Source organism: Virgisporangium ochraceum, assembly GCF_016863655.1.
Lineage (GTDB): Bacteria > Actinomycetota > Actinomycetes > Mycobacteriales > Micromonosporaceae > Virgisporangium > Virgisporangium ochraceum.
Map to the genome: position 1 here is coordinate 113,670 of NZ_BOPH01000068.1, position 25,374 is coordinate 139,043.

The 25,374-nt window shown below is 71.1% G+C and carries 20 protein-coding genes; 15 read left to right on the forward strand and 5 right to left on the reverse strand.

Features of this window, described 5'->3' with window-relative positions; all coding sequences use genetic code 11:
* Positions 1-38 precede the first annotated feature (38 nt).
* From Voc01_RS23505 to Voc01_RS23525, 5 genes are all read left to right on the forward strand, one after another.
* On the forward strand, positions 39-1,343 hold the full coding sequence (locus Voc01_RS23505) for an ABC transporter substrate-binding protein (protein WP_203929676.1): 1,305 nt from the start codon (positions 39-41) through the stop codon (positions 1,341-1,343).
* A gap of 13 nt (positions 1,344-1,356) precedes the next feature.
* Positions 1,357-2,292, forward strand: coding sequence for a carbohydrate ABC transporter permease (locus Voc01_RS23510; protein ID WP_239160426.1), 936 nt, complete (start codon positions 1,357-1,359; stop codon positions 2,290-2,292).
* Between the two features lie 79 nt (positions 2,293-2,371).
* Positions 2,372-3,199 (forward strand): carbohydrate ABC transporter permease, encoded by an 828-nt coding sequence (locus tag Voc01_RS23515; protein ID WP_203929720.1) that lies wholly within the window; start codon positions 2,372-2,374, stop codon positions 3,197-3,199.
* A 12-nt stretch (positions 3,200-3,211) separates the two neighbouring features.
* Positions 3,212-5,470 carry an alpha-xylosidase gene (gene yicI / locus Voc01_RS23520; protein ID WP_203929677.1) on the forward strand — a complete coding sequence of 753 codons (2,259 nt, stop codon included), beginning with the start codon at positions 3,212-3,214 and terminating at the stop codon, positions 5,468-5,470.
* 13 nt (positions 5,471-5,483) lie between these two features.
* A complete protein-coding gene (locus Voc01_RS23525) occupies positions 5,484-6,281 on the forward strand; it encodes a maleylpyruvate isomerase family mycothiol-dependent enzyme (RefSeq protein ID WP_203929678.1) in 798 nt (265 codons plus the stop codon).
* A 6-nt stretch (positions 6,282-6,287) separates the two neighbouring features.
* Here the strand turns inward: Voc01_RS23525 and Voc01_RS23530 are convergent, their stop codons facing one another.
* A complete protein-coding gene (locus Voc01_RS23530) occupies positions 6,288-7,652 on the reverse strand; it encodes an ABC transporter substrate-binding protein (RefSeq protein WP_203929679.1) in 1,365 nt (454 codons plus the stop codon).
* Positions 7,653-7,923: 271 nt separating this feature from the next.
* On the opposite strand from Voc01_RS23530, the gene Voc01_RS23535 reads away from it, so the two are divergent.
* The 4 genes from Voc01_RS23535 to Voc01_RS23550 are packed head-to-tail and all read left to right on the forward strand — an operon-like array spanning position 7,924 to position 14,506.
* Positions 7,924-10,191, forward strand: coding sequence for a beta propeller repeat protein (locus tag Voc01_RS23535; protein ID WP_203929680.1), 2,268 nt, complete (start codon positions 7,924-7,926; stop codon positions 10,189-10,191).
* Between the two features lie 43 nt (positions 10,192-10,234).
* Positions 10,235-11,038: an alpha/beta fold hydrolase gene (locus Voc01_RS23540; protein WP_275423745.1), complete on the forward strand. Its 804-nt coding sequence runs from the start codon at positions 10,235-10,237 to the stop codon at positions 11,036-11,038.
* Entirely contained in the window at positions 11,035-14,103 is a 3,069-nt protein-coding gene (locus Voc01_RS23545; protein ID WP_203929682.1) for a SpoIIE family protein phosphatase, read from the forward strand. Before Voc01_RS23540 ends, Voc01_RS23545 begins: the two co-directional genes overlap by 4 nt.
* The gene (locus Voc01_RS23550; RefSeq protein WP_203929683.1) at positions 14,090-14,506 is read left to right on the forward strand and encodes an STAS domain-containing protein; all 417 of its coding nucleotides are present in this window, start codon (positions 14,090-14,092) and stop codon (positions 14,504-14,506) included. Before Voc01_RS23545 ends, Voc01_RS23550 begins: the two co-directional genes overlap by 14 nt.
* On the opposite strand, the gene Voc01_RS23555 is transcribed toward Voc01_RS23550, so the two are convergent.
* A complete protein-coding gene (locus Voc01_RS23555; RefSeq protein WP_203929684.1) occupies positions 14,471-15,019 on the reverse strand; it encodes a helix-turn-helix domain-containing protein in 549 nt (182 codons plus the stop codon). The two genes, Voc01_RS23550 and Voc01_RS23555, sit on opposite strands and share 36 nt — an antisense overlap.
* A gap of 57 nt (positions 15,020-15,076) precedes the next feature.
* Here Voc01_RS23555 and Voc01_RS23560 point away from each other — a divergent pair, with 57 nt between their 5' ends.
* Positions 15,077-15,964: a S41 family peptidase gene (locus tag Voc01_RS23560; protein WP_203929685.1), complete on the forward strand. Its 888-nt coding sequence runs from the start codon at positions 15,077-15,079 to the stop codon at positions 15,962-15,964.
* Positions 15,965-15,971: 7 nt separating this feature from the next.
* On the opposite strand, the gene Voc01_RS23565 is transcribed toward Voc01_RS23560, so the two are convergent.
* Positions 15,972-16,379, reverse strand: coding sequence for a nitroreductase/quinone reductase family protein (locus tag Voc01_RS23565; RefSeq protein ID WP_203929686.1), 408 nt, complete (start codon positions 16,377-16,379; stop codon positions 15,972-15,974).
* Positions 16,380-16,517: 138 nt separating this feature from the next.
* Here Voc01_RS23565 and gnd point away from each other — a divergent pair, with 138 nt between their 5' ends.
* Positions 16,518-17,918 carry an NADP-dependent phosphogluconate dehydrogenase gene (gene gnd, locus Voc01_RS23570; protein WP_239160438.1) on the forward strand — a complete coding sequence of 467 codons (1,401 nt, stop codon included), beginning with the start codon at positions 16,518-16,520 and terminating at the stop codon, positions 17,916-17,918.
* Entirely contained in the window at positions 17,876-18,697 is an 822-nt protein-coding gene (locus Voc01_RS23575; RefSeq protein ID WP_239160427.1) for a putative protein N(5)-glutamine methyltransferase, read from the forward strand. The genes gnd and Voc01_RS23575 overlap by 43 nt, the downstream gene beginning before the upstream one ends.
* Here the strand turns inward: Voc01_RS23575 and Voc01_RS23580 are convergent.
* A complete protein-coding gene (locus Voc01_RS23580) occupies positions 18,666-19,901 on the reverse strand; it encodes a hypothetical protein (protein ID WP_203929687.1) in 1,236 nt (411 codons plus the stop codon). The two genes, Voc01_RS23575 and Voc01_RS23580, sit on opposite strands and share 32 nt — an antisense overlap.
* A complete protein-coding gene (locus tag Voc01_RS23585; RefSeq protein ID WP_307781588.1) occupies positions 19,894-20,532 on the reverse strand; it encodes a SigE family RNA polymerase sigma factor in 639 nt (212 codons plus the stop codon). The genes Voc01_RS23580 and Voc01_RS23585 overlap by 8 nt, the downstream gene beginning before the upstream one ends.
* Before the next feature lie 85 nt (positions 20,533-20,617).
* Here Voc01_RS23585 and Voc01_RS23590 point away from each other — a divergent pair, with 85 nt between their 5' ends.
* Genes Voc01_RS23590 through Voc01_RS23600 form a run of 3 tightly spaced genes read left to right on the forward strand, consistent with a single transcriptional unit; the run spans position 20,618 to position 25,339 of the window.
* Complete coding sequence (locus tag Voc01_RS23590) at positions 20,618-21,619, forward strand: EamA family transporter (protein WP_203929688.1); 1,002 nt, start codon at positions 20,618-20,620, stop codon at positions 21,617-21,619.
* Entirely contained in the window at positions 21,582-22,535 is a 954-nt protein-coding gene (locus Voc01_RS23595) for an aminoglycoside phosphotransferase family protein (RefSeq protein WP_203929689.1), read from the forward strand. Before Voc01_RS23590 ends, Voc01_RS23595 begins: the two co-directional genes overlap by 38 nt.
* A 47-nt stretch (positions 22,536-22,582) precedes the next feature.
* Positions 22,583-25,339, forward strand: coding sequence for an alpha-amylase family glycosyl hydrolase (locus tag Voc01_RS23600; protein WP_203929690.1), 2,757 nt, complete (start codon positions 22,583-22,585; stop codon positions 25,337-25,339).
* Positions 25,340-25,374: the final 35 nt, after the last annotated feature.

The window sequence follows — 25,374 nt, forward strand, 5'->3', positions numbered from 1 at the left end:
GCGCCGGCTGAACCAGCTCCCACCGGGAGGACCCCCCCATGCACCGAACCCGCACTCTCACCCGCACCCTGCTGGCGGTGGCGCTCGCCGCGACCACCGTTCTCTCGGCGTGCGGCGGCTCCGACGACGAAGGCACGGACGCCAAGAGCCTCACCCTCTGGCACTACGAGGGCCCGACCAGCGCGATGGGCGTCGCCTGGAACCGGGCGATCGAGATCTTCAAGGAGAAGCACCCCGGCGTGGAGGTGAAGTTCGAGGAGAAGAGCTTCGAACAGATCCAGCAGAGCGCCGGCATGATCCTCAACTCCGACAACGCGCCCGATCTCATGGAGTACAACAAGGGCAACGCGACCAGCGGCCTGCTGTCCAAGCAGGGCCTGCTCACCGACCTCAGCGGCGAGGCGACGAAGCGCGGCTGGGACAAGAAGCTCAGCGCCAGCCTGCAGACCACCGCGAAGTACGACGCCGACGGCGTGATGGGCAGCGGCAAGTGGTACGGGGTGCCGAACTACGGCGAGTACGTGATGGTCTACTACAACAAGGACCTCTTCGCGCAGAAGAACATCGCCGTCCCGAAGACGCTGGCCGAGTTCGAGGCCGCGATGGACACGTTCGCGAAGGGCGGCCAGGTGCCGCTGGCGATGGGCGGCGCCGAGTACCCGGCGATGCAGGTGCTGTACTCGTTGGCGCTGTCGAAGGCCAACCGCTCGTGGGTCGACAACTTCCAGCTGTACAAGGGGAAGTTCGACTTCAAGGGCCCGGAGATGACGTACGGCGCCACCACGTTCTCCGACTGGGTGAAGAAGGGCTACATCAGCAAGGACTCGGCCGGCATCAAGGCCGAGGACATGGGTGTCGCGTTCACCCAGGGCAGGTTCCCGATCCTGATCTCGGGAAGCTGGTGGTACGGCCGGTTCGCCAAGGAGATCAAGAACTTCCAGTGGGGCTCGTTCCTGTTCCCGGGCAACAAGCTGCACCCCGGTTCCAGCGGCAACCTGTGGGTGGTGCCGACGAAGTCGAAGGCCAAGAGCCTCGCGTACGACTTCATCGACATCACGATGACGCCCGAGATCCAGAACCTGCTCGGCAACAGCGGCGGCGTGCCGGTCGCGGCGGAACCCACCGCGATCACCGACGCCAAGAGCAAGGAGCTCATCGAGAACTTCAGCACGGTTCTCAAGGACGACGGGCTGGCGTTCTACCCGGACTGGCCCGCGCCCGGCTACTACGACGTGATGGCGGCCGCGACCCAGGGCCTCATCACCGGCTCGAAGAGCGTCGCGCAGTGGCAGGACGAGGTCGCCAAGCCCTACGACCAGAACCGTTCGGACCTCGGTAAGTAGCGTGTCGACACTGGTGAGAAGCGGCGGCGCCGACACGGGGCGCCGCCGCCCGGCCGCCGCGGCGCGGGCCCGGCGCCGCCGCCGGGGCGGCGGGTACCTCGTGTTCCTGCTGCCCGGAATCCTGGCCTCGACCGTCGTCATCCTCATCCCGTTGGTGATGACGATCGGGATCAGCTTCACCCGGTGGCCGGGCATCGGCGATCCCGAGTGGATCGGGCTCGACAACTATACCCGGCTGCTAGAGGACGAGCTGTTCTGGAAGTCGTTCCGGAACATCGCGGCCATCATCGTCGCGATGGCGGTGGTGCCGACGCTGATCGGTCTGGTGCTGGCGGCCGTGCTGTTCGACTACGTCGGCAAGACGTTCGGGCCGCGCACGGCGAACGTGTTCCGGTCGGGGTTCTACCTGCCGCAGGTGATTCCGGTCGCGGTCACCGGCATCGTCTGGGGCTGGATCCTGCACCCCGACTACGGCGCGCTGAACCGGATTCTCGGAGGCCTCAGCATCAACTGGCTGGGCGACGAACGCTACGCGCTCTACAGCGTGATGGGCGTGCTCGTGTGGGTGCAGATCGGCTACCCGCTCGTCATGTTCATGGCCGGCCTGCAGCGGGTCGACCCGCAGCTGTACGAGGCGGCCGACCTCGACGGAGCCTCGTGGTGGCAACGGTTCCGGCACATCACCGTCCACATGCTCCGGCCGGAGTTCTACGTCGTGCTCGTCACCACGACGATCGCCGCGCTGAAGGTGTTCGGCCCGATCTTCGTGCTCACCAACGGCGGCCCGGCGAACGCGACCCTGGTGCCGTCGTACTTCGCGTGGCGCAACTTCTTCGAACGCGCCAACGTCGGGTACGGGTCGGCGATCTCCGTCGTGCTCACGGTTCTCATCGTGGTGCTGGCGTTCGTCTTCCTCAAGCTCCAGACAAAGGGAGAGGACGCACGGTGAGCGAGCGCCAGCGAGTGAACCATCAACTCAGTGCCTGCGAACGCATCGCGGAGCGCAGCGGAGCGATCGCGTGAGCACGATGGCGCGGCGCAATCCCTTCCGGTACCCGGTTCTGCTGGTGCTGGTCGTGATCCTGGCGCTCACCCTGGGGCCGATCCTCGTCATCGTCGTCAACGCGGTGAAGAGCCCCACCGACTACGCGGCCAACGGTCCGCTGTCGTTCCCGGGCGAGCTGTACTTCGACGGCATCGTCGACTTCTGGCACCGCGTCGACTTCACCCGCAAGCTGTGGAACAGCTTCTTCGTGAGCATCGTGGTGTCGGTGCTCGCGGTGCTGCTGTCGGTGCTCAACGCGTACGCGCTGGGCATCGGACGGGTGCGTGGCCGGCTGTGGTTCCTCGTCTTCTTCCTGGTCGCCAACGTGCTGCCGCAGGAGGTGCTGGTCTACCCCCTGTACTTCCTGTCGAAGGAGGTGCACCTCTACGACAGCGTGTGGTCGGTCATCATCATCTTCACGGTGGTACAGAGCGCGTTCGGCACGTACCTGCTCTCGTCGGTGTACGCGGAGTTCCCCCGCGAGCTGCTCGACGCGTCCGAAGTGGACGGTGCCGGCCGCTGGCGCACGCTGTGGAGCGTCGTGGTCCCGATCAGCCGGCCCACGATGGGCGTGCTGTTCACGTTCTTCTTCATCTGGACCTGGAACGAGTTCTTCCTGCCCCTCATCTTCCTCATCTCCAACGAGAACCAGACCGTCCCGGTGGCCCTCGGCGTCTTGCAGGGCGACCGCCAGATGGACGTCACCACCACGTCAGCGTCGGCGCTCATCGGCGTGCTGCCGGCGATTCTCTTCTTCGTCATCTTCCAACGCACGCTGACGCGGGGGATCACCGCCGGCGCCATCAAGTAGGAGTTCCACGCCATGAAGTTCACCGACGGGTACTGGCGTAAGCGGGACGGCGTCATCGCGCTGCACCCCGCGCACCTGCACGACGTCGAGGCCGACGCGACGACACTGACCGTGTTCGCCGCGACGAGGCGCGTGCACCAGCGGGGCGACACCCTCAACGCGCCGGTCATCACCGTCACCTGCAGCAGCCCGATGCCCGACGTGGTCCGGGTGACCGTGTCGCACTTCCTCGGTGAGAAGCCGCGGCTGCCGCGGTTCGAGATCAGCGAGGCGCCCACCGAGCCGGTCGTCTCCGCGGAGGACGCGTCGTTCCGCAGTGGACGGCTGACCGCGCGGTTCAGCCGGGGCGAACACTGGGCGCTCACGTTCGAGGCCGAGGGGAAGGTGCTCACCGGCAGCGGCTGGAAGGGCATGGGTGTCATCGACACCGACGACGGTGGGCACTTCGTGCACGAGCAGCTGTCGCTGGGCGTCGGCGAGACCGTGTACGGGCTGGGGGAGCGGTTCGGCCCGCTGGTGAAGAACGGCCAGAGCATCGACATCTGGAACGAGGACGGCGGCACGAGCAGCGAGCAGGCGTACAAGAACGTGCCGTTCTACCTCACCAACCGCGGCTACGGGGTGCTCGTCGACCACCCGGGGCGCGTGTCGTTCGAGGTGGGTTCCGAGGTCGTGTCGCGCACGCAGTTCAGCGTCACCGGGCAGAGCCTGTCGTACCTCGTCATCTACGGGCCGACGCCGAAGGAGATCCTGCGCCGCTACACCGCCCTGACCGGGCGGCCGGCGCTGCCGCCGGCATGGTCGTTCGGGCTGTGGCTGACGACGTCGTTCACCACGTCGTACGACGAGGAGACCGTGACGTCCTTCGTCGACGGCATGGCCGAGCGCGACCTGCCCCTGTCGGTGTTCCACTTCGACACGTTCTGGATGCGCGAGTTCTCCTGGTGCGACTTCCAGTGGGACTCGCGCACGTTCCCCGACCCGCCGGCGATGCTCAAGCGCCTGAAGGACCGGGGGCTGCGGATCTGCCTGTGGATCAACCCGTACATCGCGCAGCGGTCGGCGCTGTTCGCCGAGGGCATGGCGAACGGGTACCTGACCCGCAAGAAGGACGGCGACGTCTGGCAGTGGGACCGGTGGCAGGCCGGCATGGCGCTCGTCGACTTCACCAACCCCGAGGCCCGCGCGTGGTATGCCGGGAAGCTGAAGGCGTTGCTGGACATGGGCGTCGACTGCTTCAAGTCCGACTTCGGCGAGCGCATCCCCACCGAGGTCGTCTGGCACGACGGCGCCGACCCGGAGCGCATGCACAACTGGTACACCCAGCTCTACAACGAGACCGTGTTCGAGGTGCTCCGCGAGGCCCGCGGCGACGGCGACGCGGTCGTGTTCGCGCGGAGCGCCACGGTCGGCGGGCAGAAGTTCCCCGTGCACTGGGGCGGCGACTGCTCGTCGTCGTTCGAGTCGATGGCCGAGAGCCTGCGCGGCGGGCTGTCGCTGGCGGCGAGCGGGTTCGGCTTCTGGAGCCACGACATCGGCGGCTTCGAGGGCCGGCCCGACCCGGCCGTGTTCAAGCGGTGGGTGCCGTTCGGGCTGCTGTCGTCGCACAGCCGGCTGCACGGCAACCAGACGTACCGGGTGCCGTGGGAGTTCGACGAGGAGTCCGTCGACGTGCTGCGCACGTTCACCCGGCTCAAGCACCGGCTGATGCCGTACCTGTACGGTGCCGCGGTCAAGGCGCACACCGAGGGCCTGCCGGTAATGCGTCCGATGGCGGTGGAGTTCCCCGACGATCCCGCGTGTGCGTACCTCGACACCCAGTACATGCTCGGCGACAGCCTGCTCGTGGCGCCGGTGTTCGCGGCCGACGGCGACGTGCGGTACTACGTGCCGGCCGGGCGGTGGACGAAGTACGACACGGGCGAGGTGGTCGAGGGACCGCGCTGGGTGCGCGAGACGCACGGCTTCGACAGCGTGCCGCTGCTCGTGCGGCCCGGGTCGGTCGTGGCGGTCGGCGCGGTCGACGCGCGTCCCGACTACGACTACGCCGACGGGGTCACGTTGCGGCTGTTCGACCTGCCCGACGGCGCGCGGACGGTGACCGTCCCGGCGCTCGACGGCTCGACCTCCGCGGCCTTCACGGTGACCCGGACCGGCTCGCGGGTCCGCGTCGAGCGGACCGCCGGAAGCGGCCCGTGGGCGGTGGAGCAGGTCGGTGCCGGCGAGCCGCTCCAGGTGCCGGCGACCGGTTCCCAGTGCGCCATCGGGTAGCGATACTGGCGGGGTGAACGACGGTAGCGACACCGCCGCCAGCATCGAAGCGTGGCGGCAGACCTTCACGGCGAGCCTCGACGTCTGCGCGGACCTGACCGATCCGGGCTGGTCCGCGCAGACCGAGTGTCCACTCTGGACCGTCAAGGACGTCTGCGCGCATCTGGTGGGCGGCGAGGTGTGGATGAGCCAGGGCCACCCGGCGCCGGCCGACGGGCGGTCGGGCCTCGTCGGCATCGCCGACCGGCCGGTCGCCGAACGCCGCGGCGCGACCGGCGCCGAGGTGCTGGCCGAGCTGCGCGAGGTGTTCGCGCTGCGGCAGCGGCAGCTCGCGGCCGACCCGCCCGACCCGGCCGCGCCGGCGACCACCGCGTACGGGGTGCCGGTGAACCTCGGGATCCTGCTGACCCACCGGGCCTTCGACGGCTGGGTGCACGAGCAGGACATCCGGCGTGCGCTGGGCCGGCCGGGCAACCTCGACGCGCCGGGGGCGCTGATCGCCCGCGACATCCTGCTCGCCAGCCTCGCGCGGGTGGTGGCGAAGCACGCGGCCGCGCCGCCGGGATCGGTGGTGCGGCTGGCCGTCGGCGACCCGGTGCCGTTCGACGTGGCGGTCACCGTCGACGACAACGGGCGCGGGTACCTCGCGCCGTGGGCCGGGCCCGCCGCCTCGACCACGCTGCGCATGGACTGGGAGACGTACTCCCGGCTGGCGGCCGGCCGCATCGCCCCGGCGTCGGCGCCCGTCGAGGTCTCCGGCGACGCGGAGGTCGCGGCGAAGGTCCTCGACGTGTTCGCGGTGACGCCGTAGCGCGGGCTAGCGGGTCTGGCCGGGGCTCTGGCTCTGGTTCTGCCCGGGGCTCTGGCCCTGCTGCCCCTGACCCTGCTGCCCCTGACCCTGCTGCCCCTGACGGCCCAGGTTCAGCACCGGTGGCTCGAGCCACTTGCCGCCCGTGGTGTCGCGCCAGCCGTCGTTGCCCAGGTACACGTACACCCGGCTGGCGAGCGAGCCGATCGCGGGCATGTTGGGCACCCCACCGAACGTCAGCGTCGGCACGCCGAGGAACACGGGGCCCTTGAACTTCTTCATGGCGTTGCCGGCGGAGGCCGGGGTGATGCCGTCGCCCGGTATCGCGGAGAGGATCTTCACGAGCGTCAGCACGGTCTGGAACATCTGCACGGCGCCGTTGCGGGTGACGCTGCGGTTCTCCATCGGCTTGAACCACTCGTTGAACGCCCGCACCTGCCACGCGGTGAGGTCGTCGCTCGACGACGCCTCCGCGCTGACACTGAAGCCGAGGTAGTTCCAGCGCGGGTAGTCCCCGAGGGTCTTGCGGACGTCGGCGCCGAGGCAGCCGGCGAACGTGAGCACCGGCGTGTAGACGGCCAGCTTCTGCAGGGAGTTGCTCAGCACGACGCAGTGCTGCGGGATGCCGACGGCCGGGATGAGGAGGTCGGCGCTGGCCGCCTCGCTCTGGTTGATGGCCGCGGTCATGTCGGTGGCGTCGAGGGGGAACCGGGCGATCGTGACCTTGATGCCCACGGCCTGGAGGGCCTGCTGCAGGGTGGCGATGGCGAGCTCGTTCGCCGGCGAGCCGGCCGGGGACAGGATCGCGACCTTCCGGGCCTTCGCGTAGTCCTTGGCGTAGGTCACCGCGCCGATGCCGCCGAACTGGCCGCTGCTGAGGTAGTACGAGTTCGGCGCGGCCGCGTCGGCGACGGCGAGGGGCAGGCCGCCGAGCACCGGGAGCTTCGGCGACAACGTGGTGTGGAACGCGGTGACGTCGGCGTCGATCGTGCCCTGGAGCACGGCGACGGTGCCCGCGTCGGACACGAACGTCTGCGCGCACTGCTGCGCCTGCTCGGGGCTGCCGGCCACACACTTCACCAGCTGGATCGGGCGGCCCTTCACGCCACCGAGCTGGTCGTTGACCGCACGGATCGCCTCGTCGGTGGCGATCGTCAACTCCTGCGAGTCGGCGTTGATGAACCCGATCTTGATCGGCTGGCCGGTGGCCTTCCCGGCCGGCACCCCCGTGTACTGGGTGATCGTGGAGAGGGTCTCGGGGGTGAGCGCCGTGGCTGACGGGCTGCTCTGCTGCGTGCCCGACCCGGAGTCGGCGGCCTCGTCACCTGCGCACGCGGCCGTCGAGACGGCCAGCGCGGCGGTCAAGGCGATCACGGAGAACGTGGAGCGCGCGGATGACCTGCGGGAAGACCCATTCACGTCCGGGGAAACTAGTTGCCGGATCTAGCGGCTGTAAATGGGCTGTCAAGCCCAACTTGTGCGACGTGTTCGCCCGGCGCTCACGATGGGTGACCATCGTCGCGGAGCGTCAGAGCGAAACCCGAATTTGTATAGACGGCAAACTATTGACGCGGAGGCCCCCGCTCGGTACGAATCGATCGTGGTCGAAGAATCGCGAACCGGCGGCGGGCCGTCACGACGAACCATGATCCGCGCGGCCGCCCTGGCGGCCGGCGCCTCGGCCGTCACGGCCGGTGCCGGGTCGGCCGCGGCGCATGCCGCGCCCGGCCCGCCTGCTACGGAGAGTGGCGGGCGGTACACGTGGCGCAATGTCGAGATCGTCGGCGGCGGGTTCGTACCCGGGATCGTCTTCAACCAGCGCGAGCGCGGGCTCGTCTACGCGCGCACCGACATCGGCGGCGCGTACCGGTTCGACCACCGCCGACGGCGCTGGGTCCCGCTGCTCGACTGGGTGGGGTGGGAGCGGTGGGGCTGGACCGGCGTCGTCAGCCTGGCCACCGACGCCGTCGACCCGGACAGGGTCTACCTCGCGGTCGGCACGTACACCAACGACTGGGACCCGGACGACGGCGCCATCCTCCGGTCGCGCGACCGGGGCGCCACGTGGAAGGCCGCTGAACTGCCGTTCAAACTCGGCGGTAACATGCCCGGACGCGGCATGGGTGAGCGTCTCGCGATCGACCCGAACGTCAACTCGATCGTGTATTTCGGCGTCCGCGGCGGTCACGGACTGTGGCGGAGTACCGACTACGGAGCGTCATGGTCATCAGTCACTAATTTCCCGAACCCGGGCAACTACGCCGACGACCCGAATGACGCGTCGGGGTACTCAAGCGACAATCAGGGCATTCTGTGGGTGGCCTTCGATCCGCGGAGTGGCCGGCGGACCCGGCCCACGCGGACCATCTACGTCGGCGTCGCCGACAAGCAGAACATGCTGTACCGGTCGACCGACGCCGGCCGCACCTGGGAGCGGGTGCCCGGTCAGCCGACCGGGTTCCTCCCGCACAAGGGCGTGGTCGACCGGAACGGCACGCTGTTCGTCGCGACCAGCGACACGGCCGGCCCGTACAGCGGCGGCGGGGGCGAGGTGTGGAAGCTCGCCGGCGACACCTGGACCCGGATCACCCCGGAGCCCGACGGCGCCTGGGGGTACAGCGGCCTGACCCTCGACCGACGCCGGCCGGGCACGCTGATGGTCGCCACGCAGATCTCCTGGTGGCCCGACACCGTCTTCTTCCGCAGCACCGACGACGGCGCCACGTGGAGCCGGGCGTGGCAGGTCACCGCCTGGCCGGAACGGCAGAACCGCTACGAGATCGACTACGGCGAGGCGCCGTGGCTGACGTTCAACACCGCGCCCGCGCCGCCGGAACAGACCCCGAAGCTCGGCTGGATGACCGAGTCCGTGGAGATCGACCCGTTCGACTCCGACCGGCTGCTCTACGGCACCGGCGCCACGATCTACGGAACCGACAACCTCACCGCGTGGGACCGCGGTGAGGTTGTGCGGATCTCGGTGCGCGCCCGGGGCATCGAGGAGTGCGCGGTCCTCGACCTGGTCAGCCCGTCGCGGGGCGCCCACCTGCTGAGCGCCGTCGGTGACCTCGGCGGGTTCACGCACGTCGACTTCGCCCGGCCGGGAACGATGCACGCCGACCCGACGCTGGGCAGCGGCACCAGCGTCGACGTCGCCGAACTGGCGCCGGCCGTCGTCGTGCGCGTCGGCAACGGCAACGCGCCGCGGTTCGGCCGCTCGACCGACGGCGGCCACACGTGGACCCCGGCGGCGTCGGAACCGCCCGGCGTCACGGGCGGCGGTGTCGTCGCGGTGTCGGCCGACGGCGCCCGCGCGCTGTGGTCGCCGTCGGGAAGTGCCGTTCACGGGACCGGCGACAGCGGCGCGACGTGGACCGCGTCGACCGGTGTGCCGGCGGGCGCGGGCGTCGCGGCCGACCGCGTCGACCCGACGGTGTTCTACGCGTACGCCGCCGGCGTGTTCCACCGCAGCGGCGACGGCGGTCTCACGTTCGTCGCCACCGCCGCGACCGGCCTGCCGGCCACCGGCAACGTGCGGTTCAAGGCGGTTCCCGGCCACGCCGGGGAGATCTGGTTCGCCGGCGGCGAGGAGGGCGGCGCCTACGGCCTGTGGCACTCCACCGACGGCGGCGCGTCGTTCGCGCGTCACCCCGCCGTCGACGAAGCCGACACCGTCGGCTTCGGCGCCAACCTGCGCGGAGGCCGATATCCGTCGATCTTCAGCTCCGCGCGGATCCGCGGTGTCCGCGGCATCTTCCGGTCCGATGATCGCGGACGGACGTGGGTGCGTGTGAACGATGACGCCCACCGGTACGCGTGGACCGGTGCGGCGATCACCGGTGACCCACGGGTACCCGGACGCGTCTATGTGGCCACCAACGGGCGGGGGATCATCTACGGCGAACCGGCCTGACGGACGGTTTGCGCGCGACAGTTGTTTCCGTAGTGTGTCCGGCGTGGGATCTGTAGCAGACAACGCGGTCACGGTGACGGGTCTCGAGAGCGGCCCACCGATGATTTTCGCCCACGGCTACGGGTGTGATCAGAACATGTGGCGGTTCGTGGCGCCGGCGTTCGCCGACACCCACCGCATCGTGCTTTTCGATCACATCGGCTACGGGCTCTCCAACCTCGACGCGTACTCCGTGGAGAAGTACTCCTCGCTCGACGCCTACGCCCTCGACGTGCTCGACATCATTCACGAGCTGGATCTCCGCGACGTCACGTTCGTCGGGCACTCGGTCGCGGCGATGATCGGTGCGCTCGCGGTGCTGCGCGAGCCGGGCCGGTTCGCCAACCTGATAATGGTCGGTCCGTCGCCGCGGTACATCGACGACCCGGACGCCGGATACACCGGTGGTTTCTCCGAGGCCGACGTCGCCGAACTGCTGGAGTCGGTCGACAGCAACTATCTGGGCTGGTCACGTGTCATGGCCCCGGTGATCATGGGTAACCCCGAGCGGCCGGAGCTGGGCGAGGAGCTCACCAACAGCTTCTGCCGCACCGATCCGGTGGTGGCGCGTCAGTTCGCCGAGGTCACCTTCAAGAGCGACAACCGCACCGACCTGGCCGGCATCACCGTGCCGACGCTGGTGCTGCAGTGTTCGAACGACGTCATCGCGCCGGTGTCGGTGGGACAGTACGTGCACCACCACGTCGCCAACAGCAAACTGGTGGTGATGCGGGCCACCGGGCACTGCCCGAACCTCAGCTCACCCGGTGAGACCGTCGACGCGATGAAGGAGTTCCTGGGCGTGTGAGCGGTGTGGTGAGCGACCAGCCGTCGGGCGACGCACCCTGCGGGTACCTGTCGACCCGCATGGACGGCACGATCGTCGGCGTCAACGAGACGCTGCTCGGCTGGCTCGGGTACGAGCGGTCCGAGCTCATCGGTCACGTCACGTTCCAGAGCCTGCTCGCCATCGGCGGACGCATCTACTACGAGACGCACTACGGGCCGCTCCTCGCGATGCAGGGTGCCGTGCGGGAGATCGCCGTCGAGCTGGTGCGCCGCGACGGCACCCGGATGCCGGCGCTGGTGAACTCCGACGTGCAGATGGGCTCCGACGGTCGGCCGTCGTTCATCCACACCGCCGTGTTCAGTGCCCTGTTCCGGCGCGAGTACGAGCAGGAACTGCTCGCCGCCCGGCGGGCGGCGGAGGAGTCGGAGAAGGTCGCGCTCGAGGCCCGCCGCGCCGCGGAGGTGTCCGAGCGCGTCGCGCTCGCGGCGCGTCAGGCCGCCGAGGAGTCCGAGCGGCGGCTGGCGCTGCTGCAGGACCTGGTGTCGGAGTTCGCGGTGGCGCTCAACAACGGCGACGTGGTCGACGCCCTCGCCGGTACCGGGCTGCGGGCCGTCCACGCGGTGCGCAGCGCGGTCTGGCTCAAATCCGACGACGGCACGTCACTCGAATGGATGAATGGTGGCTCGGCTCCGACGGAGCCACGCATGCAACGCACCATGCTCGACGACCCGTTGCCGCACGCCCGGGCGGCCCGGGAGGGCACGTTGCTCGTCGTCGACTCCGACGACGAACTGCGGAGGGAGTCGGCGGTGGCCGCCGACGCGATGGTCGCGCTCGGCCTGGGCGCGCTCGCGATCGTTCCGCTGGTGGCCGGTGACACCCTCTTCGGGGTGGTCGGTTTCGGCTACCGCGCCGCGAGCGACATCGGCACCGAGACCCGCCAGCTTCTGTGGACCGTGGCCCGCCAGGCCGGGCAGACCCTGCAGCGGACCCGCCAGTTCGAGGTCGAGCAGCAGTTGCGGCAGCGTGCCGAGACACTCCAGCTGATCACCGCCGCGCTCGCCGTGCCGTTGGACGCGCAGCAGATCGCCGAGGCCGCCGCCGACCGGGTCGCCGCGACGCTCGACTTCGACCGGGCCCTGGTGGTGCTTCCGGGCGAGCCGCCGACCGTGGCCGGCGGGATGGCGGCGGTTCCGGCCGTCACCACCGGGTTCACGCAGTCCACAGTGGACGCCTGGTGGCACGACCCGGCTCCGCTGGAACGGATGCTCGGGTGGCCGGCCACCGAGGGCACGTTCATCGCCCGCGCGGCCGACCACCCCGACACGCTCGACGGGCTGTTCACCGGCGACTGGGCGGTGGCGATCCTGCCGTTGCGGGTCGGCACCGTCGCGTTGGGAGCGCTGGTGCTCGGGCGGGCCGGCACCCGCGGCTTCCCACCCGGCGAGCGGAGCTTCCTGCGCACCTTCGCGACACAGTGCGCGCAGGCGCTCGAACGCGCCCGGCTGCACGCCGAGACCCTGGAGCTGCAGCGCGAGGCCACGTTCCTGGTGGCCCTGAGCCGGCGGCTCGACGAGACCGCCGGGCTGCTCTCGCGGGCCGGGGTGCTCGTGTCGGAGCTGGTGCCGGCGGTGGCGCTCGGCGCGCGGGTGGAGCTGGTCGTGGAGACCGGGCGCGTGCTGCTGGCCGCCGAGCCCACCGGTCCCGTCGCCGGGCCGGACGGCGCCGGCGGTACGGAGGCGCGGGCCGACGAGTTCGTCGACGTGGCGGTGCGCACCGGCAACACGACGATCGCCGCCCAGCGCGGCACCGGACCGTGCGACGTGGCGGTGCCGCTGCGGGCCCGCGGCCGCGTGATCGGGGTGCTCGTGCTCGGGTTCCCGCGCGGCAGCGAGATCCACCGGCGCACCCGGTTCCTCAGCGAGCTGGCGGCGTCGGCGGGGCTGGCGCTGGAGAACGGCCGGCTCTACGACCAGGAGCACGAGAACGCGCACATCCTGCAGCGCGGCCTGCTCTCCGGCGACCTGCCGCGCGACCCGCGGGTGGCGTTCGGCACCTGGTACCGGCCCGCCGCCGACGACCTGGAGGTCGGCGGCGACTGGCACGACGCGTTCATGGTCGGCCCGAACCGGGTGGCGATCGTCGTCGGAGACGTGGTGGGCCGGGGGATCCGGGCCGCCGCCACCATGGGGCACCTGCGCAGCGCCGTGCGGGCCCTGGCCGCCACCGACCCGGGGCCGGCCGGGCTGCTGGAGCGGCTCGACCGGTTCGTCGACCGGTTCGAGGACGGGCGGATGTCGACGGTCGCGTACGCGCTGCTCGACCTCGACACGGGCCAGCTGCGCTACGCCTGCGCCGGTCACGTTCCACCGCTGCTCATCGAGCCCAACGGCGGCGAGCGGTTCCTGTGGTCGGGCCGGTCGACGCCGATCGCCGCGTACACCGGCATGAAGCCGCGCGTCGAGGCCGAGGCCCAGCTCAAGCCCGGTGCGCGGCTGCTGCTCTACACCGACGGGCTGGTCGAGCGGCGCACCGGCAACCTGCACACCGACCTGGCGCGCCTCGCCGGCGAGGCCGCGGCGCGGCGGCACGCGCCGCTGGCCTGGCTGCTGCCCGACCTCGGCGCCGCGCTGGCGCAGACCCGCGACGACGACGTGTGCATGCTGTGCCTCGCGTACGGCGCGGGCCCGTCGTTCGCGTGCACGGTGCCGGCCGACATCGTGCGGCTCAAGAGCGTGCGTGACGAGCTGCGCGGCTGGCTGGTCACCGCCGGCGTGCCGGCCCTCGACCGCGACGCGGTGCTGCTCGCGTGCTCCGAGGCGGTCGCCAACGCGATCGAGCACGCGTACGGCGCCGACGGCGTCGGTGAGGTGCACGTCAGCGCGGCGATGCTCGACGGTTCGGTCGAGCTGGCCGTCCACGACCGGGGTGCCTGGCAGGACCCCGACCCGCAGAGCGACCGCGGACGCGGGCTGGCCCTCATCGAGACCGTGGTCGACGACGTCACGATCGCGCACGACGGTGGCACGACCATCACGATGCGCCGCAGGCTACAGGGGGGAGATCGCCATGACCCCGCATGAACTGTCGGTCCGTTCGGTGGGCGACGTCTGCGTGATCACGTTGGGCCAGGACGTCGACACCGCGGTGGCCGGCCGCCTGGAGGCCGAGATCGTCGCGTTGACGGCGCCGTCGGTGCCCCTAGTCGTCGACCTCAGCGGCGTCGACTTCCTCGACAGCGCCGGCGTGCGCCTGATGGACCGGCTGGTGGGCCGGCACCGGCGGGCCGGCAGCACCGCGGTGATGGTGGCACCGGACAGCGGCGCGCCGTGGTTCACGTTGCGGATGTGCGAGTTCCCGGAGGAGTACCTGGCCACGTCGGTGCGGGCCGCGGTCGAGGCGGCCGGTCGACGGGCCGGCGCCGGCGGCGGGCCGCCGGGCACCGGCGGGTCAGCTCTCGTAGAGGCCGACGAGCAGGCCGTATGACCGCTCGCCGGCGCCGTCGTCGGTGGTCTCGGCGACGATCGCCGTGAGGGCGGCGGCCAGGCGTTCGGCCTGGGCGGTCGACAGGCGCACGTGCCGCAGGATCAGCAGCGGCTCCGTCGGGGTGGCGGCCAACTCGTCGGCCACGGCCCGCAGCATGGCCGTGGTCGACGCGGCCGGCGGCCCGCCGACGTGCACGCGCCTGGTGGTCCGCTGGTAGTAGTGCTCGGTTCCGCCGCGCACCTGCCGGGTCTCGACGATGCGCACCATGCCGCCGCCGCTCAGCACCTTCAGGTGGTGCGCGATGTTGCCCTTCCGCTCGCCGAACGACACGGCGAGCTGGCTGATCGTGGCCGGCTGCTCGCCCAGCGCGTAGAGCAGCCGCTGGCGCAACGGGTGGGCGAGGGCCTTGAGCTGGGCGGGCGAGGTCGCCTCGAGCGTCTCGTCGGCGGGCCGGGGCGGGCCGGCCGGGCCGGGCGGTTCGGGCGGTTCGGGCGGTTCGGGCGGTTCGGGCATGCAGAAAGCGTCTACATCTCTTGACGCTTTGTCAACCGACTGCTCTACTCGACGGCCATGGACATCGATCGCATCGTGACGTCGTCGGCCCGGCTGATCGAGGAGCAGTACGTCTTTCCGGAGATCGGCACCAAGCTCGCCGACCTGCTGCGCGCCAACCTGCGCGAGGGCCGCTACGCCGACGCCGACGTCCCGGGACTCTCCGCACTGGTCACCGCCGATCTGCAGTCGGCCAACGGCGACCTGCACCTGCGGCTCAAGCACCACGCCGAGGAGATCCCCGACAAGCCGAGCGAGGAGCTGACGGTCGCGATGTTCACCGAGCGGTCGGCCCGTGACCTCGGCGGGATCGCCGCGGTCGAGCGGCTGGTCGCCGCGGACGGGAGCACCGTCGCCCGGCTGGAGATCACCCCGCTGCTGTACCCGCCGTCGATGGCCGGCGACGCCATGGCGGCCGCGATGCAGCTCGTCGCCACCGCCGACGTGCTCGTGCTCGACCTGCGGAACACGGTCGGCGGCGACCCGACGATGGTGGCGTTCGTGTGCGGCTACCTCTTCGACGAGCCGACCCACCTCATCGACATCTACCAGCGGCAGGGCGACCGCACCACGCAGAGCTGGAGCTCGCCGTACGTGCCGGGCCGGCGCTTCGGCGGAACGCGGCCGGTGTTCGTGCTCACCAGCCGCCGGACCTTCTCCGGCGGCGAGGAACTCGCGTTCGACCTGCAGCGCACCGGCCGGGCCACGGTGGTCGGCGAACGCACCGGCGGCGGCGCCCACCCGCGGGTCGGCCACCGCATGCACCCGCACCTGGAGCTGACCATCCCGACCGGCCGCGCGCTCGACCCGGAGACCGGCGGCAACTGGGAGGGCACGGGCGTCCACCCCGACGTGGAGACCCCGGCCGACGAGGCCCTCGCGACCGCGCTCAGGCGGGTCCCGTAGAGCTCTTTCAGGCCCGGATGAGCTCGACCACCGGGATCCTCCGGTCGACGCCGGCCTGGTGGTCGGTGAAGAACGGGTAGCGCTCCTCGATCCGGGCGAACAGCGCGTCGCGGTCGTCGGCGGGCCGGGCCGTCGCGCGGTACTCCTCGCCGTCGACCTCCACCGTCACATCGGGGTTGGCGACCAGGTTGTGGTACCAGTCCGGGTGGCGCGGCGAGCCGGCGGCCGAGGCGATCACCAGCAGCCGGTCGTCGAGGCGCACGTACATCATCGGGGTGGTGCGCGCGGTGCCGGTGCGGGCGCCGGTGGTGGTGAGCAGGAGCAGCGGCCGCCCGGGCAGCGACCGCCCGGCCGCGCGGAACTCCCCGATCAGCTTCCGGTTGGCGGCTGCGAGGTCGTCGGGTATCTGAGCCATAGAGTGACCTTAGATGCCCGTTAACCGGGTCCACGGTGCGAACCGGCGCCGCCCCCGGCCACCGGAGCAGGGTATTTTCCATCCGTGACCGTGGAGAAGAAGCAGAGCGCCAACATCGGCGTCGTCGGCCTGGCAGTCATGGGCAGCAACCTGGCCCGCAACCTCGCCAGCCGTGAGGGCAACGTGGTGGCCGTCTACAACCGCTCGCCGGAACGCACCCGCCAGCTCATCGCCGAGCACGGCGACGAGGGCGACTTCGTACCGAGCGAGACCATCGAGGACTTCGTCGCGTCGCTCAGCCAGCCGCGCACCGCGATCATCATGGTGCAGGCGGGCAAGGGCACCGACGCGGTGATCGACCAACTGGCCGGCCTGTTCGAGCCGGGCGACATCATCGTCGACGGCGGCAACGCCGACTTCCACGACACCATCCGCCGCGAGAAGGCGATCAGCGCCAAGGGCCTGAACTTCGTCGGCGCCGGCATCTCCGGTGGCGAGGAGGGCGCGCTCAACGGCCCGAGCATCATGCCGGGCGGCTCGGCCGAGGCGTACAAGACGCTCGGGCCGATCCTGGCGTCGATCGCCGCGGTGGCCGAGGGCGAGCCGTGCGTGACGCACGTGGGCACCGACGGCGCCGGCCACTTCGTCAAGATGATCCACAACGGCATCGAGTACGCCGACATGCAGCTCATCGCCGAGGCGTTCGACCTGCTGCGCACGGTCGGCGGGCACGAGCCGGCGCAGATCGCCGAGGTCTTCCAGGCCTGGAACACCGGCGACCTCGAGTCGTACCTCATCGAGATCACCGCCGAGGTGCTCAAGCAGGTCGACGCCGAGACCGGCAAGCCGTTCGTCGACATCGTGCTCGACCAGGCCGGCCAGAAGGGCACCGGCGTCTGGACCGTGCAGAACGCGCTCGACCTCGGCGTCCCGGTCGGTGGCATCGCCGCCGCGGTCTTCGCCCGCAGCGTGTCCAGCCACCCCGAGCAGCGCGCGGCCGTCCAGCGCACGGCCGCGGCGCGGCCCACGCCCGTCCCGCCCGGGGAGAACTTCGAGGACGCCGTGCGCGCGGCTCTGTACGCGTCGAAGGTGGTCGCGTACGCACAGGGCTTCGACGCGATCATCGCCGCGGCGAAGGAGTACGGCTGGGAGATCGACAAGGGCGCGGTCGCGAAGATCTGGCGGGCCGGCTGCATCATCCGGGCGCAGTTCCTCAACCGCATCGTCGAGGCGTACGAGCGCAACCCCGGGCTGCAGACCCTGCTCGAGGACGAGTACTTCGCGCGGGCCGTGGCCGACGGCGTCGACGCGTGGCGGCGCATCGTGTCGGTGGCCGCGTTGTCGGGTGTCCCGGTGCCGGGCTTCTCGGCGGCGCTGAGCTACTACGACTCGCTGTCGGTGGAGCGGCTGCCGGCCGCGCTGATCCAGGGTCAGCGCGACTTCTTCGGCGCCCACACCTACAAGCGGGTCGACCGCGAGGGTGTCTTCCACACGCTGTGGAGCGGCGACCGCAGCGAGGTCCGTCAGGACGGGCACTGAACGACTCGATCGTCTCCACACTCCGCGCGGCCGGTTGCGTCTTCGCGGAGGACGAAGCGAGCCTGCTGATCGAGGCGGCCGGGCCCTCACCCGAGGGCCTGGCCGCTCTGATCGCCCGGCGGGTGGCTGGTGAGCCGCTGGAGCACCTGGTCGGCTGGGTGGACTTCTGCGGGCTGCGCGTCGCGGTCGACCCGGGCGTGTTCGTGCCCCGGCAGCGCACCGCGTTCCTGGCCCGTCAGGCCGCGCAGCGCGCCGCCGCGGGTGCGGTGGTCGTCGACCTGTGCTGCGGGTCGGGTGCGGTCGCGGCCGCGGTGGCGCACCTGGTTCCCGGCGCACGGGTGCACGCGGTCGACCTCGACCCGGCCGCCGTGCGGTGCGCGCGGCGCAACCTCGACGGTCCCGTCTACGAGGGCGACCTGGTCGAGCCGCTGCCGCCCGACCTGCGTGGGCGGGTCGACGTGCTGGTCGCCAACGCCCCGTACGTGCCGAGCGCCGAGGTGGGCCTGATGCCGCCAGAGGCCCGCCTCCACGAGCCGCTCGCGGCCCTCGACGGCGGCGCCGACGGCCTCGACGTGCTGCGGCGGGTGATCGCCGCCGCTCCCGCCTGGCTCGCGCCGGGCGGGAGCGTGCTCGTCGAGACCGGCGACCGGCAGGCACCGGCGCTCGCCGCCGACGTGGTCGCGGCCGGTCTGCGCGCCGACGTGGTGACCGGCGCGGACGCGGACGCGACCGTCGTGGTCGGTACCCTCACCCCGGCGGAGCCGGCAGCGGGACGCTGACCCAGTTGGCCAGCCCGCCGGTGTCCTCGATGATCCGCACGCCGGGCTGCTCGGAGGAGACGCTCGCCGTCGCGTTCAGCACCCTGGCCCCGTTGGCCACGGGCATCCTCACCTCGAACGACGTCTCCCGGCCCGCGCCGCTCGCCAGGGCCGGCTGGTGACAGACCAGGCGCACACCCACCAGGCCGGTGCTGAGGCGGTTGTCGGTGGTGGTGCACTCCGGGGTCACCTTCAGCTGCTTGGCGAGGCCGCTGCTGTCTGCGGTCGTGACGTACAGCTCCAGGTACACGCCGGGCGCGCGGTTCGGGCCGGCGTTCGTGACCGTGACCGTGATGCCGCCGGTCCACACGCCGTTCGACGCCGCCCCGAACGGCGCGGTGGTGACCGCGACGCCGAGGTCGGTCGGCGGCGCCTTCGGTGTCCACTGGCGCGGGCCGCCGACCTGGGTGAACTGCCGACCGTTCCAGCCGTACGAGCGCCACTGCTTCTCGACGTACTCCGGCCCGGCGAGGTTGATCCCCTCGTAGATGTAGACGTCGACGGCGGCGTCGACGCCGGGCCGCAGGTCGACCACGTCCGTGAACGGGTCGGAGTCGCCGCTGGCGACGACCCGCGCCATCGTGCGGAGGCCGCCCTGCTCGTCGCGACCGATCGCGAGCACCTGGTCGACGCTGTCCTCGTAGCCGCACGAGAACACGGCGACCGCCTCGGTGTCGCCGTCGCGGTCGACGTCGACGGAGATCACCTTTCCGACCGACAACTGCTGCTCGGTGGTGACGGGGCCGATCTTGTCGAGGTCGACCTCGCCCGACGAGCAGAAGGCGCGCTTGGCCGGCCAGGCCGGCACGGCGAGCGTGGCCGCCAGGATGTCGGCCCGGGTGATCGGCTTCTGCACGGTGGCCGACGAGGTCGACACCGCGGTCGACGGCTCCTCCGACGGCCGCTCCGACGGCAGGCCGGACACCTGCTGCGGTGGCCCGGGGTCGACCGGCGTCTCGGCCTGATGGCCGACGAACCGGTAGCCGACGGCCGGAACGGCGAGCACCGCGAGGGCCACTACGGACAGCATCGTGCGGCGGGTGACCTGCCGGCGCCGGGCAATGCCGCGCACCCGGGCGAGATCCGGACCGGGCGAGTCGACGAGCGACTCCACCCGGAACCGGGCGAACGCCTCCCGCACCTCAACGTCTTCCGGGTCAGCCATCGTGCACCTCCCTCCCGGGCGCTTCCTCTTTACTGTCACTGAGTGCGGCCGCCAGGGCCGCGCGGCCCCGGTGCAGCCACGACTTCACCGTGCCGGGCGCGACCCGCTCCTGCGCCGCGATGTCGTTCACCGACATGTCGCCGAGGTAGTGCAGCACGACGGCGCGGCGTTGCGTCTCCGGCAGCGTGGCCAGCGCCCGGACCAGCATCACCCGGTCGGGCGAGGGTTCGGCGACGAGCCGTTCCACGGACTGCTTGCGCATGAACGTGTTGAAGCGGGCGATCCGGCGCCAGTTGCTCGTGGCCAGGTTCCACGCGACCCGGCGCACCCACGCCTCCGGGTTGTCGTAGGTCGAGACCCGCGACCACCGTTGCAGCGCACGGGCGAAGGCCTCCTGCACCACGTCCTGCGCGGTGGCCATGTCGGCCGTGTACGCGTGCAACTGGACGATGAAGCGATCGAAGTTCGCGAGGTAGAAGGCGTCGAAGTCGGCCGTGGACGCGGCCGGGACGGGCGGCACAGACGGCACACGGACCGAGGTGGGCGGCGCGTCATCGCTGTCGCGCGCCTCCTCGTCCGGTATGGCCATATCCAGCATTCCCCCTCCGCCTCGATAGTGGCCGATCGACACGTACCGACACGCCACCGCGGCCCGTCCGGTTGCAGGTCTTTCCGAACCCTTGTGGATAAGTAGCTTACTGCTAAGCTACTTACTCATGAGAGACATGCGGACCGTGGGGACGAGCGCCGCCGCGCCGGCGCTGTGGGGCACGACCTACCTGGTGACCACGGAGCTGCTGCCCGCGCACCGGCCGCTGCTCGCCGGCACCCTGCGGGCGCTTCCCGCCGGTCTCCTCCTGCTGGGCCTGGTCTCCGTGTTCGCGCGCCGGCGGGCTCCGGTGGGCCGCTCGCGGCCCGGCGCATCGATACTGCCGGGCGGCGCCTGGTGGTGGCGGGCGCCGCTGCTCGGCACGCTCAACATCGGCGTGTTCTTCGCGCTCCTGTTCGTCGCGGCGTACCGGCTGCCGGGCGGCGTGGCCGCGGTGGTCGGCGCCGTCGGCCCGTTCGTGGTGGCCGGGATCGCGTTCGTGCTGCTGGGGGAGCGGCCGGCCGGACGGACGCTGGTGGCCGCCGCGATCGGTGTCGGCGGCGTGGCGCTGCTGGTGCTGCGCTCGTCGGTCGCGCTCGACCCGGTCGGGCTGCTGGCCGCCGCGGGCGGCACGGTCGTGATGTCGCTGGGAACCGTGCTCGGCCGGCGCTGGGGCACGCCGGCGGGCTTCGACCGGAAGGCCACCGCGCTGCTCGCGCTCACCGGTTGGCAGCTGACCGCGGGTGGGCTGCTCCTGCTGCCGGTGGCGCTCCTGGTCGAGGGGCCGCCGCCCGCCCTCACCGCGCTGAACCTCACCGGCTACGGCTACCTGTCGATCGTCGGGACGGCGTTCGCGTACGTGCTGTGGTTCCGCGGGGTCACCTCGCTGGCGCCCGCCCGGGTGACGGTGCTGGCCCTGCTGAGCCCGGCGGTCGCCGCGCTGCTCGGCTGGGCGGTGCTGGGCCAGGCGCTGTCGGCCGGCCAGGTCGTGGGCTTCGCGGCGGTGCTCGGCGCGGTGGTTCTCGGTACGTCGACGCCGGGTGGCGCGACCTCCCCGGGTATCCGGCCCGGTGCCGGTAGGTTCGGCCACCATGACGTCGCGCCCCGCCCTGCCACCAGCGGAGTCTGAGGAGGACTTCGACGACCTGACCGACGAGGACCTCCGGCCCGGGGTCGCGGCGCTGTGCCGGGACCTCGGTGTCGGGGACCTCGGTGTCGGTGGGTCGGACGTCGTCCGGTTCCCGGGCGGGTCGCTGCCGGTCTACGCGGTCGGTTCGGCGGTGCTCAAGCTGTTCCCGCCGGTGCACCTCGACGAGTTCCCGGTCGAGGCGGGCGTGCTCGCCGCGGTGGAGGGCCGCCTGCCGGTACCGACGCCGGGTGTGCGCGCCGTCGGCGAGCGCGACGACTGGGGTTACGTGCTCATGGACCGGCTGCGGGGCGAGTCGCTGGAGACCGCGTGGAACGGGCTGGGTGCCGAGGGCCGCGACTCGATCGCCACCCAGTTGGGGGAGGCGCTGGCGGCGTTGCACGCTGTGCCGGTCCCCGAGATCGACGACTGGTGGCCGGAGGACTGGGACGACTTCGTGTACACCCAGCGCGCGATGTGCGTGGCCCGGCATCGCGGCCTCGGCCTCGCCCCGGAGTGGCTGGCGAAGGTGGAGCCGTTCCTCGACGGCGTCGACCTGCCCGACGGGGAGCCGGTGCTGCTGCACACCGAGATCATGCGCCAGCACCTCCTCGTGGCACCCGGCGACGACGGCTGGCGGCTCACCGGTCTCCTCGACTTCGAACCGGCGGTGCGGGGCGCCCGCGAGTACGAGTTCGTCGGTCTCGGATGTTCCGTCGCGGAGGGCGACGCGCGGTTCCTCGGCCGCGCCCTGCGCGCCTACGGCTACGCCGACCCCGACGAGGCGTTCCGGCGCCGCATGACGGCGTGGACGCTGCTGCACTTCTACAGCAACGTGCGCAAATACCTCGATCGCCTCCCACAGCCGGAGGAACCGACCTTCGAGTCGCTCGGTGACCGTTGGTACGCAACCGAATAGGGCTCGTGAAGGGCGCTTCCACGGCTGCCGGGCGTTAGTGTGCGTGAATGTTCCTTCGCAGTGCGGTAAGGGCGGTCGCCGCTGCGCTACCCGTGATTCTCGCCGTCGCGTTGACGCCCGCCACAGCGTCCGCAAAAGGCAACGATGGTGCCGGCCACTCCCTGCGCGGCCCGGTGACCGACGAGAACTTCTACTTCGTGATGGCCGACCGGTTCGAGAACGGCGACACCGCCAACGACACCGGCGGGCTCTCCGGCGACTACCTGACGACCGGGTTCGACCCCACCCGCAAGGGCTTCTACAACGGCGGCGACCTCAAGGGCCTGCTGAACCGGATCGACTACGTCCGTGGCCTGGGCACGACCTCGATCTGGCTCACGCCGAGCTTCAAGAACAAGGCCGTGCAACTGGAGGACGGACCGTCGGCCGGCTACCACGGCTACTGGATCACCGACTTCACCCAGATCGACCCGCACCTGGGCAGCAACGCCGACCTCAAGGCGCTCGTCGACGCCGCGCACCGGAAGGGGATGAAGGTCTACTTCGACATCATCACCAACCACACGGCCGACGTGATCGGGTACGACACCGGCGCCCGCAAGCCGTACGTCGGCAAGGACGTGGCGCCGTACCGGACGGCGGCGGGCCAGCCGTTCGACGACCGTGACTACGCCGGCTCGAACCGGTTCCCGCCGCTGTCTCCCACCGCCAGCTTCCCACCCGGCTACACGCCCGTGCTCCAGCCGGGCGAGGAGAACCTGAAGCAGCCGGCCTGGCTCAACGACGTCACCCTGTACCACAACCGTGGTGACACGACGTTCACCGGCGAGAACTCGTACTACGGCGACTTCTTCGGGCTCGACGACCTGTTCACCGAGCACCCGCGCGTGGTGCGCGGAATGATCGACATCTACAAGACGTGGATCCGCGACTTCGGTGTCGACGGGTTCCGCATCGACACGATGAAGCACGTCAACGACGAGTTCTGGCAGGCGTTCGGGCCCGAGGTGCTGCAGTACGCGCGCTCGCAGGGCAAGCGTGAGTTCTTCATGTTCGGCGAGGTCTTCGACACCACGAAGAGCTTCACCTCGCAGTTCACCACGAAGAACAGGATGCAGTCGGTGCTCGACTTCCCGTTCCAGGAGGCGGCGCGGGGCTTCGCGTCGAAGGGTGCACCGACCAACTCCCTGGGAGCGTTCTTCCAGGCCGACGACTGGTACACCGATGCCGACAGCAACGTCTACCAACTGCCGACGTTCCTCGGTAACCACGACATGGGGCGCATCGGCAGCTTCGTGAAGGCCGACAACCCCGGAGCCACCGACGCCGAGTACCTGGCCCGCGACCTGCTGGCGCACCAGCTGATGTACTTCTCGCGCGGCAACCCGGTGATCTACTACGGCGACGAGCAGGGCTTCACCGGCCCCGGCGGCGACCAGGACGCCCGGCAGACCATGTTCGCCAGCCGCGTGCCCGAGTACCTCGACGACGACCTGCTCGGCACCGACGCCACGCACGCGCAGTCGAACTTCGTGGCCGGTCACCCGCTGTACCGGTCGATCAACCAGCTCGCCGAACTGACGAAGCGGCACCCGGCGCTGCGCGACGGTGCCCACCAGCACCGGTACGGCAGCGACGCGGCGGGGATCTACGCGTTCTCCCGCTTCGACCGTGGCCAGCAGCGCGAGTACGTGGTGGCGCTGAACAACAGCGAGCAGCCGGCGACGGCGGCGATCCCCACGTACGGCCGGAACACGTTCGTGAAGATCTACGGAGACGGCGAACGCACGGTCCGGACGAACCGCGACGGCGCCCTGACGGTCACCGTGCCGCCGCTGTCCACCGTGGTGTACCAGGCGACGGACAAGCTCGACCGGTCGCGCGCCGCGCCGTCCATCGCGCTCGCCCAGCCGCAGCCGGCGGCCGGTGCGAACGGGCGCATGCAGGTGAGCGCACAGGTGGGCGGCTCGTCGTTCTACGAGGTGACGTTCCAGGCTCGCACCGGAAACGGCCAGTGGCGCTCGATCGGCACCGACGACACGGCGCCGTACCAGGTGTTCCACGACGTCACCGACATCCCGTCGGGCACCGACGTGCAGTACCGGGCCGTGGTGCTCGACAACGCCGGTCACGAACGGGCCAGCTCGGTGCGCCGGGCGACGGTGCCGCTGCCGACGCTGACCATCGAGGTGCCCGCGGCGGGCAGCAACGTCCGCGGCACCGTCGAGGTGCGCGCGGTGGCCGACCCCGAACGGTCGAGCCACGTCGTGCGCATCGACCGTCGGATCGGCACCGGCGAGTGGACGCCCGTGGGCACCGACTCGTCGTCGCCGGTCTACACGGTCTTCGACAACCTCACCCCGCTGAACCTGGCGACCGGCACGACGGTGGCCTACCGGGCCGTGCTCACGTCGGGCCGGGGCGAGGTGACCAGCACGGTGCGCGAGGTGCGGTACGCCGGTCCGCCGGTGACCACGGCGACGCTGTACTACTACCGCCCGGCCGGCGACTACGCCGACTGGGGCCTGCACATGTGGGGCGACGCCGTCGACCCGGCGGTGCTCGCGCAGATCGCGTGGGGCGCGCCGTGGCAGCGGACCGGAGTGCGGGACGGCTGGGCGGTGTACGAGATCCCGCTGGTGTCGGACACGGCGCCGGTGAACTTCATCATGCACACGCCCAACGGGGACGCCGTACCGGACACCCGTGAGCCGGGCGGCGACCGGTCGTTCCTGCCGATCGACAGCCCCGAGGTGTGGATCGTGCAGGGCGACCTCACGGTCTACACGTCCCAGCCCCGGTAGTTACCTCGATCTGGCTCCCGCGTCCGCCGCATAGG

Coding starts and splice junctions, on each gene's coding strand:
- yicI (WP_203929677.1), top strand. CDS start 3,212: ATGAAGTTCACCGACGGGTACTGGCGTAAGCGGGACGGCGTCATCGCG.
- Voc01_RS23515 (WP_203929720.1), top strand. CDS start 2,372: ATGGCGCGGCGCAATCCCTTCCGGTACCCGGTTCTGCTGGTGCTGGTC.
- gnd (WP_239160438.1), top strand. CDS start 16,518: ATGGGCAGCAACCTGGCCCGCAACCTCGCCAGCCGTGAGGGCAACGTG.
- Voc01_RS23505 (WP_203929676.1), top strand. CDS start 39: ATGCACCGAACCCGCACTCTCACCCGCACCCTGCTGGCGGTGGCGCTC.
- Voc01_RS23565 (WP_203929686.1), bottom strand. CDS start 16,379: ATGGCTCAGATACCCGACGACCTCGCAGCCGCCAACCGGAAGCTGATC.
- Voc01_RS23535 (WP_203929680.1), top strand. CDS start 7,924: ATGATCCGCGCGGCCGCCCTGGCGGCCGGCGCCTCGGCCGTCACGGCC.
- Voc01_RS23580 (WP_203929687.1), bottom strand. CDS start 19,901: ATGGCTGACCCGGAAGACGTTGAGGTGCGGGAGGCGTTCGCCCGGTTC.
- Voc01_RS23590 (WP_203929688.1), top strand. CDS start 20,618: ATGAGAGACATGCGGACCGTGGGGACGAGCGCCGCCGCGCCGGCGCTG.
- Voc01_RS23560 (WP_203929685.1), top strand. CDS start 15,077: ATGGACATCGATCGCATCGTGACGTCGTCGGCCCGGCTGATCGAGGAG.
- Voc01_RS23550 (WP_203929683.1), top strand. CDS start 14,090: ATGACCCCGCATGAACTGTCGGTCCGTTCGGTGGGCGACGTCTGCGTG.
- Voc01_RS23555 (WP_203929684.1), bottom strand. CDS start 15,019: ATGCCCGAACCGCCCGAACCGCCCGAACCGCCCGAACCGCCCGGCCCG.
- Voc01_RS23595 (WP_203929689.1), top strand. CDS start 21,582: ATGACGTCGCGCCCCGCCCTGCCACCAGCGGAGTCTGAGGAGGACTTC.
- Voc01_RS23600 (WP_203929690.1), top strand. CDS start 22,583: ATGTTCCTTCGCAGTGCGGTAAGGGCGGTCGCCGCTGCGCTACCCGTG.